13 protein-coding genes are annotated in these 14178 nt (G+C 56.4%); 5 read left to right on the forward strand and 8 right to left on the reverse strand.

Features of this window, described 5'->3' with window-relative positions; all coding sequences use genetic code 11:
• The first annotated feature begins 61 nt into the window (after nt 1-61).
• Nucleotides 62-2200, forward strand: coding sequence for an autotransporter outer membrane beta-barrel domain-containing protein (locus tag ACMVME_RS08160; RefSeq protein WP_251858769.1), 2139 nt, complete (start codon nt 62-64; stop codon nt 2198-2200).
• A 39-nt stretch (nt 2201-2239) separates the two neighbouring features.
• Here ACMVME_RS08160 and ACMVME_RS08165 read toward each other — a convergent pair whose 3' ends face one another.
• The 8 genes from ACMVME_RS08165 to fliE are packed head-to-tail and all read right to left on the reverse strand — an operon-like array spanning nt 2240 to nt 9193.
• A complete protein-coding gene (locus tag ACMVME_RS08165) occupies nt 2240-2650 on the reverse strand; it encodes a flagellar protein FlhE (protein WP_251858768.1) in 411 nt (136 codons plus the stop codon).
• Complete coding sequence (gene flhA / locus ACMVME_RS08170; protein ID WP_044857346.1) at nt 2647-4740, reverse strand: flagellar biosynthesis protein FlhA; 2094 nt, start codon at nt 4738-4740, stop codon at nt 2647-2649. The genes ACMVME_RS08165 and flhA overlap by 4 nt, the downstream gene beginning before the upstream one ends.
• The gene (flhB, locus tag ACMVME_RS08175; protein ID WP_025203735.1) at nt 4740-5885 is read right to left on the reverse strand and encodes a flagellar biosynthesis protein FlhB; all 1146 of its coding nucleotides are present in this window, start codon (nt 5883-5885) and stop codon (nt 4740-4742) included. Before flhB ends, flhA begins: the two co-directional genes overlap by 1 nt.
• Nucleotides 5886-5903: 18 nt before the next feature.
• Complete coding sequence (gene cheZ / locus ACMVME_RS08180; RefSeq protein ID WP_040017906.1) at nt 5904-6545, reverse strand: protein phosphatase CheZ; 642 nt, start codon at nt 6543-6545, stop codon at nt 5904-5906.
• 2 nt (nt 6546-6547) lie between these two features.
• On the reverse strand, nt 6548-6934 hold the full coding sequence (gene cheY / locus ACMVME_RS08185) for a chemotaxis response regulator CheY (protein WP_025203737.1): 387 nt from the start codon (nt 6932-6934) through the stop codon (nt 6548-6550).
• Between the two features lie 12 nt (nt 6935-6946).
• Nucleotides 6947-8002, reverse strand: a complete 1056-nt coding sequence (locus tag ACMVME_RS08190) for a protein-glutamate methylesterase/protein-glutamine glutaminase (RefSeq protein ID WP_025203738.1) — start codon at nt 8000-8002, stop codon at nt 6947-6949.
• Nucleotides 7999-8853 carry a CheR family methyltransferase gene (locus ACMVME_RS08195; protein ID WP_025203739.1) on the reverse strand — a complete coding sequence of 285 codons (855 nt, stop codon included), beginning with the start codon at nt 8851-8853 and terminating at the stop codon, nt 7999-8001. Before ACMVME_RS08195 ends, ACMVME_RS08190 begins: the two co-directional genes overlap by 4 nt.
• A gap of 16 nt (nt 8854-8869) precedes the next feature.
• Nucleotides 8870-9193 carry a flagellar hook-basal body complex protein FliE gene (gene fliE / locus ACMVME_RS08200; RefSeq protein ID WP_025203740.1) on the reverse strand — a complete coding sequence of 108 codons (324 nt, stop codon included), beginning with the start codon at nt 9191-9193 and terminating at the stop codon, nt 8870-8872.
• 264 nt (nt 9194-9457) lie between these two features.
• On the opposite strand from fliE, the gene fliF reads away from it, so the two are divergent.
• The 4 genes from fliF to fliI are packed head-to-tail and all read left to right on the forward strand — an operon-like array spanning nt 9458 to nt 14175.
• On the forward strand, nt 9458-11137 hold the full coding sequence (fliF, locus tag ACMVME_RS08205) for a flagellar basal-body MS-ring/collar protein FliF (protein ID WP_025203741.1): 1680 nt from the start codon (nt 9458-9460) through the stop codon (nt 11135-11137).
• On the forward strand, nt 11137-12123 hold the full coding sequence (fliG, locus tag ACMVME_RS08210; RefSeq protein ID WP_025203742.1) for a flagellar motor switch protein FliG: 987 nt from the start codon (nt 11137-11139) through the stop codon (nt 12121-12123). The genes fliF and fliG overlap by 1 nt, the downstream gene beginning before the upstream one ends.
• A complete protein-coding gene (locus ACMVME_RS08215) occupies nt 12110-12814 on the forward strand; it encodes a flagellar assembly protein FliH (protein WP_221709471.1) in 705 nt (234 codons plus the stop codon). Before fliG ends, ACMVME_RS08215 begins: the two co-directional genes overlap by 14 nt.
• Nucleotides 12811-14175 carry a flagellar protein export ATPase FliI gene (gene fliI, locus ACMVME_RS08220; RefSeq protein ID WP_025203744.1) on the forward strand — a complete coding sequence of 455 codons (1365 nt, stop codon included), beginning with the start codon at nt 12811-12813 and terminating at the stop codon, nt 14173-14175. Before ACMVME_RS08215 ends, fliI begins: the two co-directional genes overlap by 4 nt.
• Nucleotides 14176-14178 lie beyond the last annotated feature (3 nt).

Here is a 14178-nt window from a genome sequence, read left to right on the forward strand (position 1 = left end):
CACCGATAAGTAATGTGAGAGGAAATCTTCTCTTCATTCTTTCTTATTGTTAAGGCAATTCATGAAACTATTATATCAATACTCTCTTCTGCGCAGGGCCATTCTGGTCGCCATGCTGGGTGTAACCGGTACCTCATCTGCTACTACCCTCATTGATAAAGACACTTTTATCGACGCTAATTCTCCTGTGAATGAAAACTACCGCATCGAAAACGGTGCAACATTGTCAGTCAACGGTGCCACTACCGGAAATATTACTATCTCTGACGGGCATTTAGCCATGAACGGGGGAAGCGTAAATGTTCTATACGGTGAATATGGTGCTACAGCAGATATAGCGGATGCGACGCTTAAGACTGCAGCATTGCAGGGGGATTCCCGGCTTTCTCGCACGGTGATTGAGGGACAGTTGAGTATATGGTTTATGAACCTCTCTGCGAACAGTATTAGCGCACAGCAATTTTATGCTGCCGGAGCGCAAAGCACCGTCGAAAAAGGGTATTTCGAACAGACTGAGAGAATGTACGCGGGCGCAGTCTACCTCACCTCCAGCGAAGGTATATTTACTGACAGCGTGATCAAGGGGATAAAAACCGCGGTCTACCTGGAAGGAAATGGTTCTGTTGATCTGATTCGATCAAGTATCTGGGCAACAGAAGGTTCTGTGTTTGATATCGCCCGAGGTAACCAAAAAATCCTGCTGCAGGGCAGTAGCGCAAGCTCGCAAACTGGTGAGTTGTTGGTTGCCCGAACGGGGAGCAGCGTTAACTTAGCTCTTGATGCCAGCCACGCAGCAGGCGATATCCGTGCCGAAGGTTCTGCCATTGTTGACGTGGCATTAACAAACGGAAGCGTTCTTTCAGGTGGTATGACCAACGTTAACTCGCTGATGCTGGGCAATGCTTCACTTTATGAAATGACATCCAGTTCTGACATCAGGACGCTGTCAATGGCAGGGGGGATGGTGAAATTTGCCCCGGCAGAGGCAGGTGAGCATCACACGCTGACCCTCGGTTCTCTTGAAGGGAACGGCCACTTTATGATGAACATTGATACCGAAAACGGGAGCAGCGACCTGCTGGATGTGACCGGTCATGCGGAAGGTTCACACACCCTGCACCTGGCGGCCAGCGGACGTGAAGCTGAAAACACCGACCCGTTGACTCTTGTCCGCACCGGCGGTGGTGACGCTGAATTTGCGCTGAACGGCGGTCGGGTGGACATGGGGGCCTGGCAGCAAGAGCTGGTGCGTAACGGCAATCAGTGGGAGTTGGTTCAGGCGAAGGGCGCGACCTCGGCCTCCACCGATGCAATGCTGGCGATGGCCTCGGCACCCCAGTTTATGCATCAGGGCGAACTGAAAGTCCTGCGATCCCGTCTTGCAGTTAAAGACACTGACAGTGCCGCTGGCGTCTGGGGCGCCATGCTGTACAACCGCAGCGACATTGAGGGAGCACAGGGTTCCGCTTATCGCCTGACGCAGAACGGCATGATGCTTGGTGGCGATAAGGTCACCGGCACCCGCGCAGGTGAGCTGACTACAGGCGCCTATCTTAGCCAGTCGACGGGTAACATTAAGCATGCCCGCGGCGGAGACAGCAAGGTCACCGGCTACGGCGGTGGCGTATATGCCCGCCTGAGTGCAGAGAATGGCGCGTATGCCAGTACCTCTGCGCAAATCGGTCACTTCAGCAATAAACTTAATGCCCGCATGAGCGATGGTGGTACGGCGCACGCTGACTGGAACAGCCTGGGCTACGGCCTGATGGTCGAGACGGGCCGCCAGATTACGGTGGGGGAAACCACAAGCCTGACGCCGTTCGTAGGGGTAAACGCATGGTTGACGCCATCCGAAAACGTTACGCTGAGCAACGGTATGACGGCAGAAACAGGTGACAACCGCTCCCTGCTGGCAGAAGCGGGGGTACGCATGAGTACCCGTCTGGACGTGGCTGAGATGGCGGTAACGCCCTACGTGACCCTTGCAGTGCAGCAGGAACTTGTAAAAAGTGGCAGCACGCAAATTAATGATGCGTATGACTTCACCAACGATTTCACCGGCACGGGCGGTACCATTGCAGGAGGGATCAGCGTGGCAATTGCCCCAACGGCGAGCGTCTGGCTGGAAGCGGAGTATGGTAAAAGTGAGCAGACGGAATCAGCGTTAGCGGGGAACGTTGGTTTCCGCGTCGCGTTCTAAACGGACAAAGGCTTTACCGGCTCGCCGGTAAAGCCTTTTTTAATGGCTGGAGCGATAACTCACCGTCAACTGATTGCTCAGTATGGACACCGGGGAACGAAGCGTCCCCGCTTCAGAGGCATAATATTCAAACCGAAACGGTCCTTCTGGCGCAATCCCGGCCGGGAGGGGCATTTCTCCCGCCCACCCGGCTAATCTCACACAGCGTGCCGCGTTGCACAGTCGAATACGCAATCCTGAAGGCGTAAGGCCATCCGTTTTTATCTTCCAGTGAATAGTCGTCGCGCGAGCCCCAGGAGGAAGGGGAGAAGGGCTCTGGAGCGGTTTACTTTTTACGGACTGTTGGCCGCGCGTCATCGTACCGCCAAAGCTCTCGCTGCTCCAGCTGCCGCTGGCGGCCAGCGCCCACGGCGAGATCAGAAGGAGTCCCGCCAGATATGGTTTACTCATCCTTTGCCTCCAATCAGGTAGGTCATACGCACGTTACGCTGGGTATTGATCTCCTGACTGGAGAGCACCGCCAGTTGAGGGAAGATGCGGCGCAGATAACGCGACAGCATCAGCCGCAGTGCGGGGTTCACCAGCAGTACCGGCGGTGCGCCTAATCCTTCCTGATGCAGCAGCGCTTTTTCTGTCTGTTTCATCAGGTTTTCGGCAATCCCCGGCTCGATGGCGCTGCCGCTCTGGGTGGCCTGTATCAACAACTGCTCCAGCGAGAGATCAAGGCCAATCAGCTGAATATCGTCCTCGCCGGGGAACCATTGCTGTGTAATGGCACGAGAGAGGCGCGCACGCACGCGGGCCGTCAACTCATCAGCATCGCTTTGCGCGGTGGCAAACTCGGCCAGCGTATCAATAATGGTGCGCATGTCGCGGATCGGCACACGCTCTGAAAGCAGGTTCTGCAGCACTTTATGCAGGGTGGTAAGGCTAATGACCGCCGGGATCAGATCGTCAATCAGCTTCGGCGACTGTCTGGCGATTTGGTCGAGCAGCTGTTGCGCCTCCTGACGACCAAACAGCTCGTCGGTATGGGTGCTGATCAGATGGTTGAGGTGCGTCGCCACGACTGAACTCGGGTCGACGACCGTGTAGCCCAGCGTCTGCGCCAGTTCGCGATGGACTTCGTCAATCCACAGCGCCGGGAGGCCAAAGGTCGGCTCCGTGCACGGCGTGCCAGGCACTTCACCCTCGGCACAGCCTGGGTTGATCGCCATCCAGCGGTCCGGCTGTACCTCGCCGTGGCCAATATTGACCCCTTTGAGCAGAATGCGGTAATGCGTCGGGGCCAAATCCAGGTTATCGCGAATATGCACGGCAGGAGGCAAGAAGCCCATCTGCTGAGCAAATTTCTTGCGGATCCCACGCACACGTGTCAGCAACTGACCCTGCTGCTCATGATCCACCATTGGAATCAGTCGGTAACCGACTTCCAGACCCAGCATATCTTCCATTTGTACATCGGACCACGTGGCTTCATTCACCTGGGCCACCTCGGCGTCGGTAATGTCTGAATTCGCCTGCGCCGTGCTGGATTTTTTCGTCTCGCCTTCGCGGCCACGCAACCACCAGGCGATGGCCAGTAACGTCACGGTAAACAGCAGGAAGACAAAATTCGGCATTCCGGGGATCATGCCCAGCATTCCAATGACGCCTGCGGCGAGAACAATCACGCGCGGAGAGGTAAACAGCTGGCCAACCATCTGCTCACCCACGTCCTGATCGTTTGCCACGCGGGTCACCACCACCCCTGCGGCGGTAGAAATCACCAGCCCGGGGATCTGCGCCACCAGCCCATCACCAATGGTCAGCAGGGTGTAGGTTTCACCTGCCAGACCCACGGTCATATCATGTTGCATGACGCCGATCACCAGTCCGCCGATGATGTTGATCGCCATAATCAACAGTCCCGCGATGGCATCACCGCGCACAAACTTGCTGGCACCGTCCATCGAGCCGTAGAAATCAGCTTCCTGTGTGACCTCTTTACGACGGCGTTTGGCTTCGTCTTCTCCAATCAATCCGGCATTAAGATCGGCGTCAATTGCCATCTGTTTACCCGGCATCCCGTCCAGTGAGAAACGAGCACCAACTTCTGCGATACGTCCTGCACCTTTCGTGATGACCATAAAGTTAATGATGATCAGGATGACAAAGACGATGATCCCGATGGCGAAGTTGCCGCCCACCAGGAAGTGACCAAAGGCCTCCACCACCTGGCCTGCCGCTTCGGAACCGGTATGACCGTTCATCAGGATCACACGCGTGGAGGCCACGTTTAGCGCCAGGCGCAGCAAGGTCGAAAACAGCAGGACCGTAGGAAAAGCGGAAAACTCCAGCGTGTTCTGGGTAAACATGGCGACCAGCAAAATCATGATCGCCAGGACGATATTGAAGGTAAACAGCAGGTCCAGCACAAAGGTGGGCAGCGGCAGGATCATCATCGCCAGGATGGTCATGATCAATACCGGCCCGGCCAGCACTTGCCACTGGGTTTCCTTCATATTGGGTAATCGTAACTTGGTGGCGATATTGGCCATCACTCTCTACTCTCTTGTACAAAATCCATCGTCGCGGGGACGGGAAGATCTTTAGGTGTCAGCGGACGTGAGCCATAGCCTTTACGCCAGCGCTTCAGGCCATAAACCCAGGCCAGCACTTCGGCCACCGCGCTATACAGCTCGGCGGGAACCGGCGTGCCCGGGTCACAATGGCGATACAGGGCGCGCGCCAGTGGCGGTGCCTCCAGCATGGGAACCCGGTTCTCTTCGGCCAGCTCGCGAATACGCAGGGCAATCAGCCCACTGCCGCTGGCAACCACCATCGGGGCGCCCATTGCTCCCTCCTGGTACTTCAGGGCCACCGAATAGTGGGTCGGGTTGTTCACCACCACATCGGCGGTGGGAACATCGGTCATCATTCTTTGCTGCGCCATCTGACGTTGCAGCTGGCGGACTCGCGCTTTGATCTGCGGGTCGCCTTCCTGATTTTTGAATTCGTCTTTGATCTCTTTGAGGCTCATGCGCAGCTTCTTGAAGTTGCTCCAGAGCTGGTAAATCACGTCGAAGGCCACCATCGGGATAAGCGATAAAATAATGACCAGCATGCAGCCAATCAGCAGGGCGCTGATATCCGCAAGCGCCATGCCCAAAGGTTCAAAAATCAGGTTGATAAACTTCGCTTTGTTCAACCACAAAAACAGCCCTCCACCGATCCCCGCCAGCAAAACCTTCAGAATGCTCTTCACCATTTCCGACACCATTTGGCCGGAGAACAGACGCTTAATGCCGCTCAGGGGGTTGAGCTTCTTAAGGTTAAATTTGATGGCTTTGGCACTCATATTCAGGCCGCCAATAATTGACGGCGTGACGAGGGCAGTAATAAACAGCCCGCCGACGAACGGCAGGATCGCCAGAAACGCCATTCCCAGTAACGCGGCCGCATGGTGCAACATATGCTGAGGATCGCTGACCAGCAGCCGGTCGAACGTTAAGCCGTTATGCAGCAAATGCTGCAGTTGCTTTGCCAGGTAATTTCCGCCCACGAGCAGCAACCCCCATCCTGCCAGCAGCATGGAAAGGCTTGTCAGCTCGCGCGAGCGGGGAACCTGGCCCTCTTCACGCGCTTTTTGCTTTCGGTGGGGGGTGGGGTCTTCTGTTTTTTCGCTGTCGTTTTCTTCTGACATGGCATAAGCCCGGCGTGATTAGAAGCCGAGTGACTCCAGCAAATCGTCCACCTGCTCCTGCGAGGCGACAATACCTTCCACGCTGGTATCAATCTGTGGACCGTTTTTCAGATGATCGTCACCGTTTTCAGCATCGGCATCGCGCTCGGTCATGTTCTCAACCAGTACGCTGATAAGCTCTTTTTCTACCGTCTCGATAACCTGCATCAGGCTTTGCAGTACCTGGCCGGTCAGATCCTGGAAATCCTGAGCCATCATGATTTCGGTTAACTGACGGTTGGTCTGCTGAGTGATATCCGGCACGGTGTGCAAGAAGGTACGGGTCGCTTTTACCAGTTCACGGGCCTCGTCAAGCGGCTGTGGCTCCTCGAACCATGCATCCCAGCGTTCGGTCAGTTGTGACGCGTTCTCGCTTAACCCTTCCTGAAGTGGACGCGCCACTTCTACGCTGGTGAGGGCACGATCGGCGGCCTGAGAGGTTTTACCTACCACGTAGTTCAGGCGGTCGCGTGTGTTAGGGAACGCGTCAGCCACCTCCATGATAGCCTGCTCCAGCCCGAGGTTGGCCATGCTGTCGCGCAGCAGGCGGGTCAGTTGTCCGATACGTAAAAAGATATCTTTGGCGTTATCCGCCTGCATATTTAACGGGGTGCTCATCATCGTTACCCGAGTTTTTCAAAGATTTTGCCCAGCTTTTCTTCCAGCGTAACGGCGGTGAAAGGCTTGACGATGTAACCATTCGCACCCGCCTGAGCGGCCGCGATAATGTTCTCTTTTTTCGCTTCAGCGGTGACCATGAGCACGGGCAGTTTTGCCATGCCGGCATCGGCGCGAATGGTTTTAAGCAGCTCGAGTCCGTCGACGTTCGGCATGTTCCAGTCGCTTACAACGAAATCGAAATTGCTGGCACGCAGTTTGTTGAGCGCATCCTGACCGTCTTCGGCCTCATCAATGTGCTTGTAGCCCAGATCCTGCAGCAGGTTACGTACGATGCGTCGCATAGTGGCGAAATCGTCCACCACCAGAAAACGCAGGTTTTTATCTGACATGGGTGAAACTCCTTAACGTCTGACATCCTTTGTGGATGCATTTTTATAATGAAAACTGTCCAGCAGGCACTGGCTGATATCGTCAAGGTCGACGACCTTTTTCGCGCCACCGAGGGCGATAGCTTCGCGGGGCATACCGAAGACCACACAGGTTGCTTCGCTTTGCGCCAGCGTAAACGCACCGGTTTGCCGCAAATGCAGCAGACCACGCGCGCCATCGGCGCCCATGCCGGTCAGGAGCGCGGCGCTGGCATGTTTGCTGGCCTGACGGGCCACTGAATCAAACAGAACATCCACCGACGGACGGTGGCGGTTGACCGCGGGCGCATCGCTGAGCCTCACCCGATAGCCATTGTCCTGGCCGATGATTTCCATATGCCGATCGCCTGGCGCTATCAGGGCCGTGCCGGGCAAGACGGGCTCACCGTCCTGCGCTTCGCGCACGGCAATCTGGCACAAGGAGTCAAGGCGCTGGGCAAACGAGTGAGTAAACCCTGATGGCATATGCTGGGCGATAACGATCCCCGGGGTGCTGACGGGAAGCGGCATCAAAACCTGACGCAGGGCTTCGGTACCGCCCGTTGATGAGCCGATTGCAATAATGCTTTGCTGGCGGACAGGTATTCCGGCCAGTATGGGACGAGTGCGCTGACTGCGCAGGTTCAGCTTCGCGCGAGCGGCAATGCGGATCTTCTCGACCACCTGTTGCCCCCAGCTCTCAATGTTTTCTGCGGCGCGATGTTCCGGCTTAGGCAGAAAGTCGACCGCACCGTGTTCAAGCGCGCTCAGGGTGGCCTTTGAGCCTCGCGTGGTCAGGGAGGAGATCATAATGACCGGCATGGGGCGCAGGCGCATCAGGCGGGAGAGAAACTCCAGCCCGTCCATACGCGGCATGTCAATATCCAGCGTCAGCACATCCGGATTCAGCTGTTTGATCAGCTCACGTGCAATAAACGCATCCGGCGCTGTTCCTGCCATTTCCATATCAGGCTGCTGATTCACTACCGCGCTTAGCATGTTACGCATCAGGGCTGAATCATCGACCGCCAGCACGCGAATTGGGCTCACCGTATTGTCTCCGTCAGTTCATACACCGACTGCCCGCGCAGGCGCAGCGGAATATGTGAATGCGTAAAGTGTTCTGAATGGCCCACAAACAGCAGACCGCCCGGCTTAAGTAAGCGGGCAAAACGCTGCAACAGACGCTGCTGGGTCGTCGCGTCGAAATAAATCATGACGTTGCGGCAAAAAATGGCGTCAAAGGGACCCGGTACGGACCACGTCTCATCCAGCAAATTAAGTTGCTGATAATGGATAGCCGACAGCAGTTCCCGCTTCGCTTTGACCCACTCACTGTTATCCCCTGCGCCACGCAGAAAATAGTGGCGCTTTTGCGCCAGCGTCAGGGAATCCAGATCGCTCAGGCGATAGACGCCGGCTTCCGCTTTGGTCAGTACGTCAGTGTCGATATCCGACGCCCACACGCGCGGCCCGCCGATGGCGGCCCCCAGTTTCTCATCCAGCGTTATGGCGATAGAGCAAGGTTCTTCGCCGGTAGACGCGGCGGTACACCAGACGCGATAGCCGTTGCCTCGTGTGCGCGCATGTTCCGCCAGAATCGGAAAGTGATAGGATTCGCGGAAAAAGGAGGTCAGATTAGTGGTGAGCGCATTAATAAAGTTTTGCCACTCCGGATGTTCTGAATGCGATTCAAGCAGGCCGATGTACTCGCTGAAACTGGTGAACGCCAGCGTACGGACGCGACGCGAGAGACGATTAAAAATCATCTCTCGCTTTTGGGCGTTGACGACAATTCCCGCGCGCTTATAGATTAATTTGCCGACACGCTGTAATTCGCTGTCAGATAAAGAGAGCGTATTAAGGGATAAGCGTGCAGGAATGCTGTTAATTTCACTCATAGAAAGTGGATTGGCCTTAAACCGGGGTGTTCATTATTTCCTGATAGGCGCCGATCATTTTATTCCGCGCCTGCATGCCAAAACTGAATGAAATAGAAGATTTCTGCATTGCCAGCATTACATCATTCAGGCCGATATCGCTACTTCCGGACATCCATTGCTGAGTTTTGGTTTTCGCATCGACCTGCGTTTTATTTATTTCATTAATGCTGTTAAATAACGCATCAGAAAACGAGGGCATGTCGCCGTGCGAGGTTTTACGCAGGTTTGACGGGCCACTGACCTGCTGCGCCTGCGTCTGAATTTGATCGAGTACGCCACGCATTAAAGTTGCTGACATTGTTCAATTCCTGATTGAAGAGATAAAAAACGGGTGTTGGTTGCACATCTTTTAAACGTCGACAGCTTAACACGTGAATAAAAACGTCAGAAAATCCAATAAGCCGACAGAACTTTGAGCTTATTTATCCTTAAAAAAAATGCCTTTCAGACGATAATGCCCGCCTGAAAATTCTTATATTTTTGAAATCGTCGACATCACTCTCGCGAATTACGTGAGCTGACGCGCATCGCTGATGCGTGCTATTTCATACAGGAATACGGCATGAGTGCCACACTAAATGAATTAACGAATAATCCCGCAGAGCGAATTAAATCGATGCTGAGCGCATTGCGCGGCAGCCCGAAACTCTTGCTGGTGATTTGCGGCGCCGCGGCGCTTTCCGTCATCATCGCCCTGATGTTCTGGGCAAAAGAGCCGGATTACCGGGTGCTGTTTAGCAACATCAGTGATGAAGAGGGCGGTGCGATTGTCGCGCAGTTAACGCAGCTCAATATCCCTTACCGCATTGACACGCCGGGTGGCGTCATCATGGTACCGGGATCGCAGGTGCATGAGGTGCGCATGAAGCTGGCCCAGCAGGGGTTGCCAAAAGGCGGCTCGGTAGGCTTTGAATTGCTGGATCAGGAAAAGTTTGGCATCAGCCAGTTTACCGAGCAGGTGAACTATCAGCGTGCGCTGGAAGGAGAACTGGCTCGCACTATTGAGAACCTCGGACCCATTCAGAGTGCTCGTGTCCATCTGGCGACGCCGAAGCCGTCGATGTTTGTGCGCGAACAGAAAAAACCGACCGCATCGGTCACCGTCAATCTGCTCCAGGGACGTACCCTGGATGATGCCCAGGTGGTCGCCATTACCCATCTTATTTCCAGTGCGGTTACCGGGCTGGCCGCCGAGAGCGTCACCATTGTCGATCAGCGCGGCAATCTTCTGACCCAGAGCGGCTTGCGCGGTCTGCAAACGGCGCATCTTAAATACACCAATGAAATTGAGAGCGACTATCAGCAGCGTATCCAGCGCATTCTTGCACCGCTGGTGGGGGATGAAAACATTCGGGCACAGGTGACGGCGCAGATTGATTTCACCGAGCAGGAGCAGACGCAGGAGCAGTATCAGCCAAATGCCGATCCGCAAAAGATGGCAATTCGCAGCCGCCAGGCAAGCCTCGCAGAACAAGGTAATCGCCGTGGTGCAGGGGGCGTGCCGGGGGCGTTGAGTAATACGCCGCCCGCCCCGGCCACCGCGCCGATCACGCAGCCGCTCAACACACCCGCGGATGACAAAACAGAGAAAGCCGCAGGCACCGGGAGCAGCAATGAACCCGCGCAGCCTTATAACAACCGCAGTGATGAAACGACGAACTTTGAGGTGGATCGCACGCTGACCCACACCAAATCCAATGCCGGACGTATCCAGCGTCTCTCGGTCGCGGTGGTTATCAACCATTTACCGCAGGGCGAAGAGGGCAAGCCGGGACCGATCGGCGAGGCAGAGCTCGCCCGCATTAATGCGCTGGTGAAAGAGGCGATTGGCTATAACGCCACGCGCGGTGACAGCGTCAACATTCTCAACTCAGCCTTTAATGGCGTGGTGGAAGAGCCAGTACCGCCATTCTGGGAGCAGGAAAGTTTCTACGCGCTGCTGATGGCGATTGCCCGTTACCTGGTCATTGCGATTATCGCCTGGATTATGTGGCGCAAGCTGGTGCAGCCGGCCTGGATCCGTCATCAGGAAACGACGATTCGCCGTCTGGAGATGGAGAAAGAGGCCCGCGAAGAGCAACAGGCAGCGAAAAAGCGTGCTGCCGAAAAAGAGATGCGCGACCGCGCACAGCAGCGGGTGGATACCGAACTCAATGGTCAACAGCTGCGTGAGCTGGCGGAGCAGGAGCCACGCGTGATCGCCCTGGTTATTCGTCAGTGGATGAGTAAGGAGCCAAAATAATGAATGCCTCAGAAAAAAGCGCCATCGTCATGCTGACGCTGGGAGATGTCCTCGCTGCGGAGGTGTTTAAACACCTCAACGCCCACGAGGTAAAGCAGATCAGCGCCTCCATGGTCAATATTGCGGGCTTTACCCACGATCAGATGGCTGCGGTGCTGGAAGAGTTTAAGAACGATTCCAGTGAGTATGCCGCGCTGAGCCTTAACACCAACGACTATCTGCGCAGCGTGCTGGTGAAGGCGCTGGGCGAAGAGCGCGCCTCGTCGCTGCTCGAAGATCTGCTGGATACCCATCAGGGAACCAACGGTATTGAGACGCTGAACTTTATGGATCCGCAGGCGGTGTTCGATCTTATCCGCGAGGAGCACCCGCAGATTATCGCCACCATTCTGGTGCACCTTAAACGTAATCAGGCTGCGGACGTGCTGGGCAAGTTCGACGATCGTGAGCGTAACGACATTATGCTGCGTATCGCGACCTTCGGTGGTGTACAGCCTGCCGCGTTGCAGGAGCTGACAGAGGTGCTGAATAACCTGCTGCATGGGCAAAACCTCAAACGCAGCAAGATGGGCGGCGTACGTCCGGCAGCCGAAATTCTCAACCTGATGAAATCTCAGCAGGAAGAGGCTGCCATTGAAGCGGTGCGCGAATTCGACGGCGAGCTGGCGCAGAAAATCATCGACGAGATGTTCCTGTTCGAAAACCTGGTGGATGTGGAAGACCGAAGCATTCAGCGTCTGCTGCAGGAAATCGAAAGCGAGACGCTTATCGTGGCGCTGAAAGGGGCAGACGAACCGCTGCGCATGAAGTTCTTCCGCAACATGTCCCGTCGACAGGCCGAGCTGATGACCGACGATCTGGCCTCTCGCGGGCCGGTGCGTCTGTCTCAGGTCGAGGCCGAACAGAAGACGATCCTCAACGTGGTGCGTCGTTTGGCCGAGTCCGGCGAGATCCTGATCGGAGGCAGCGACGATGCCTACGTTTAATGATAACAACGCTCAGGGATGGCGCAGCTGGCAGCCGGAGAACCTGCTCGGTGATATTGCCGAGCCCCCACTGCCAACGCTGGATAACACCCAGTCGGACGCACAGCTGAAGGCAGAACTGGCGCGCCTGCGTAAGCAGGCGGAGCAGCAAGGATTTGCTCAGGGGCAACAGCAGGGGCAGGAAGAGGGCCGCAAACAAGGCTATGAAGTGGGGCTAAAAGAGGGCCGTGACGCTGGATTTGCACAGGGAGTCGAACAGGCGCGCGTCGAGCAGCAGGCGCTGCTGCGCCAGGCCGGGGAGTGGGTGAGCAACCTCAAACTGTCGCTGGAAAACCTCGAGAGCCTGATCCCGGGTCGCCTCGTCCAGCTGTCACTGACGGCAGTACAGCAGCTGTATGGCTCGATCCGTGTTGCGGATAACCACGCGCTGGTTACCCAAATCCGCACCCTCATGAAGCAGGATCCGCTGCTGAATGGCACGTTCCAGCTGTACGTCAGCCCGGAAGAGTTTCCGGCGGTTGAACAGGCGCTGGGCGAGACGCTCACGGCGATGGGCTGGACGCTTCATCGTGACGCGCAGCTGGCAGCCGGCGGTTGTCGGGTTGTTTCACCGGATGTAGAAGTGGATGCCAGCATGGAAACACGCTGGCAGGCACTCTGTCAGCTGGCGCGAGAGGAACTCTCGCAATGAGCCAGCAGTTAAAAACATGGTTATCAACGCTTGATCGGGTCGAGGAGAGACTGACTCAGGTACCCGATTATCGCCAGTACGGCAAGTTAACGCGTGCCACCGGGCTGGTGATGGAGGCCGTAGGGCTGAAGCTGCCCATCGGTGCGCTCTGTATTGTCGAGCGGCAGACTGAGAAAGGCATCATCGCGGTAGAAAGCGAGGTGGTGGGCTTTAACGGCGAGACGCTCTATCTGATGCCGCTTGAACATGTCGACGGCATTTTGCCGGGGGCACGCATCTACGCGCTGCAGACAGACAGCCATACCGGCAAGCAACTGCCCGTGGGCCCGCACCTGCTTGGTCGCGTGCTGGATGCACAGGGCCGGCCGCTGGATGGTCGTCCGGCACCGGGTAAACCGACCGCCGGGCTTTTTACGCCCACGTTAAACCCGCTGCATCGCGACCCGATTAAAACGGTGCTCGATGTAGGCGTACGCGCAATCAATGGCCTCTTAACGGTCGGACGGGGCCAGCGTATGGGGCTTTTCGCCGGTTCCGGCGTGGGCAAAAGCGTGTTGCTCGGCATGATGGCACGTTTCACCACCGCAGATGTCATCGTGGTCGGACTGATTGGCGAGCGTGGTCGTGAGGTAAAAGATTTTATTGAGAACATCCTGGGCGAGCAGGGGCTGTCGCGGGCGGTTGTGGTGGCCGCACCGGCCGATGTATCACCGATCCTGCGCATGCAGGGCGCCGTCTATGCCACCCGCATTGCGGAAGATTTTCGTGAACGCGGCCTGAACGTACTGCTGATTATGGATTCTCTGACACGTTATGCCATGGCGCAGCGTGAGGTGGCGCTGGCGATTGGTGAGCCACCCGCGACGAAAGGCTATCCGCCGTCCGTCTTTGCCCGTCTGCCCGCGCTGGTGGAACGTACCGGTAATGGGGTGAAGGGGGGCGGGTCTATCACCGCGTTCTACACCGTACTGACGGAAGGGGACGATCAGCAGGATCCGATTGCCGACTCAGCGCGTGCGATCCTTGACGGTCATATTGTCTTGTCACGTCGTCTGGCCGAGGCGGGGCACTATCCGGCTATCGATATTGAAGCCTCCATCAGCCGCGCCATGACCGAGCTGATCCCGCACGCGCAGTACCGCCAGGTGCAGCGCTTTAAGCAGCTGCTCTCTGCCTGGCAACGTAACCGCGATCTGGTGAGTGTGGGGGCTTACGTGAAAGGAAGTGACGCTTTACTCGATCAGGCTATCGAGCGCTACCCCTCTCTGGAGGCGTTTCTCCACCAGGCGATCCACGAGCGCAGCGGCTATGAAGAGGCTGTCCGCGCCCTCAGCGGGCTTTTTCCCAACCTAAACGCGTAATCG

Source organism: Enterobacter cloacae complex sp. 2024EL-00711, assembly GCF_047529885.1.
In the GTDB taxonomy this organism is placed as follows: Bacteria; Pseudomonadota; Gammaproteobacteria; order Enterobacterales; family Enterobacteriaceae; genus Enterobacter; species Enterobacter ludwigii.

Excerpts from the sequence above, each read along its gene's own strand:
- ACMVME_RS08160 (WP_251858769.1), top strand. The coding sequence starts at position 62 with ATGAAACTATTATATCAATACTCTCTTCTGCGCAGGGCCATTCTGGTC.
- ACMVME_RS08165 (WP_251858768.1), bottom strand. The coding sequence starts at position 2,650 with ATGAGTAAACCATATCTGGCGGGACTCCTTCTGATCTCGCCGTGGGCG.
- flhA (WP_044857346.1), bottom strand. The coding sequence starts at position 4,740 with ATGGCCAATATCGCCACCAAGTTACGATTACCCAATATGAAGGAAACC.
- flhB (WP_025203735.1), bottom strand. The coding sequence starts at position 5,885 with ATGTCAGAAGAAAACGACAGCGAAAAAACAGAAGACCCCACCCCCCAC.
- cheZ (WP_040017906.1), bottom strand. The coding sequence starts at position 6,545 with ATGATGAGCACCCCGTTAAATATGCAGGCGGATAACGCCAAAGATATC.
- cheY (WP_025203737.1), bottom strand. The coding sequence starts at position 6,934 with ATGTCAGATAAAAACCTGCGTTTTCTGGTGGTGGACGATTTCGCCACT.
- ACMVME_RS08195 (WP_025203739.1), bottom strand. The coding sequence starts at position 8,853 with ATGAGTGAAATTAACAGCATTCCTGCACGCTTATCCCTTAATACGCTC.
- fliE (WP_025203740.1), bottom strand. The coding sequence starts at position 9,193 with ATGTCAGCAACTTTAATGCGTGGCGTACTCGATCAAATTCAGACGCAG.
- fliF (WP_025203741.1), top strand. The coding sequence starts at position 9,458 with ATGAGTGCCACACTAAATGAATTAACGAATAATCCCGCAGAGCGAATT.
- fliG (WP_025203742.1), top strand. The coding sequence starts at position 11,137 with ATGAATGCCTCAGAAAAAAGCGCCATCGTCATGCTGACGCTGGGAGAT.
- ACMVME_RS08215 (WP_221709471.1), top strand. The coding sequence starts at position 12,110 with ATGCCTACGTTTAATGATAACAACGCTCAGGGATGGCGCAGCTGGCAG.
- fliI (WP_025203744.1), top strand. The coding sequence starts at position 12,811 with ATGAGCCAGCAGTTAAAAACATGGTTATCAACGCTTGATCGGGTCGAG.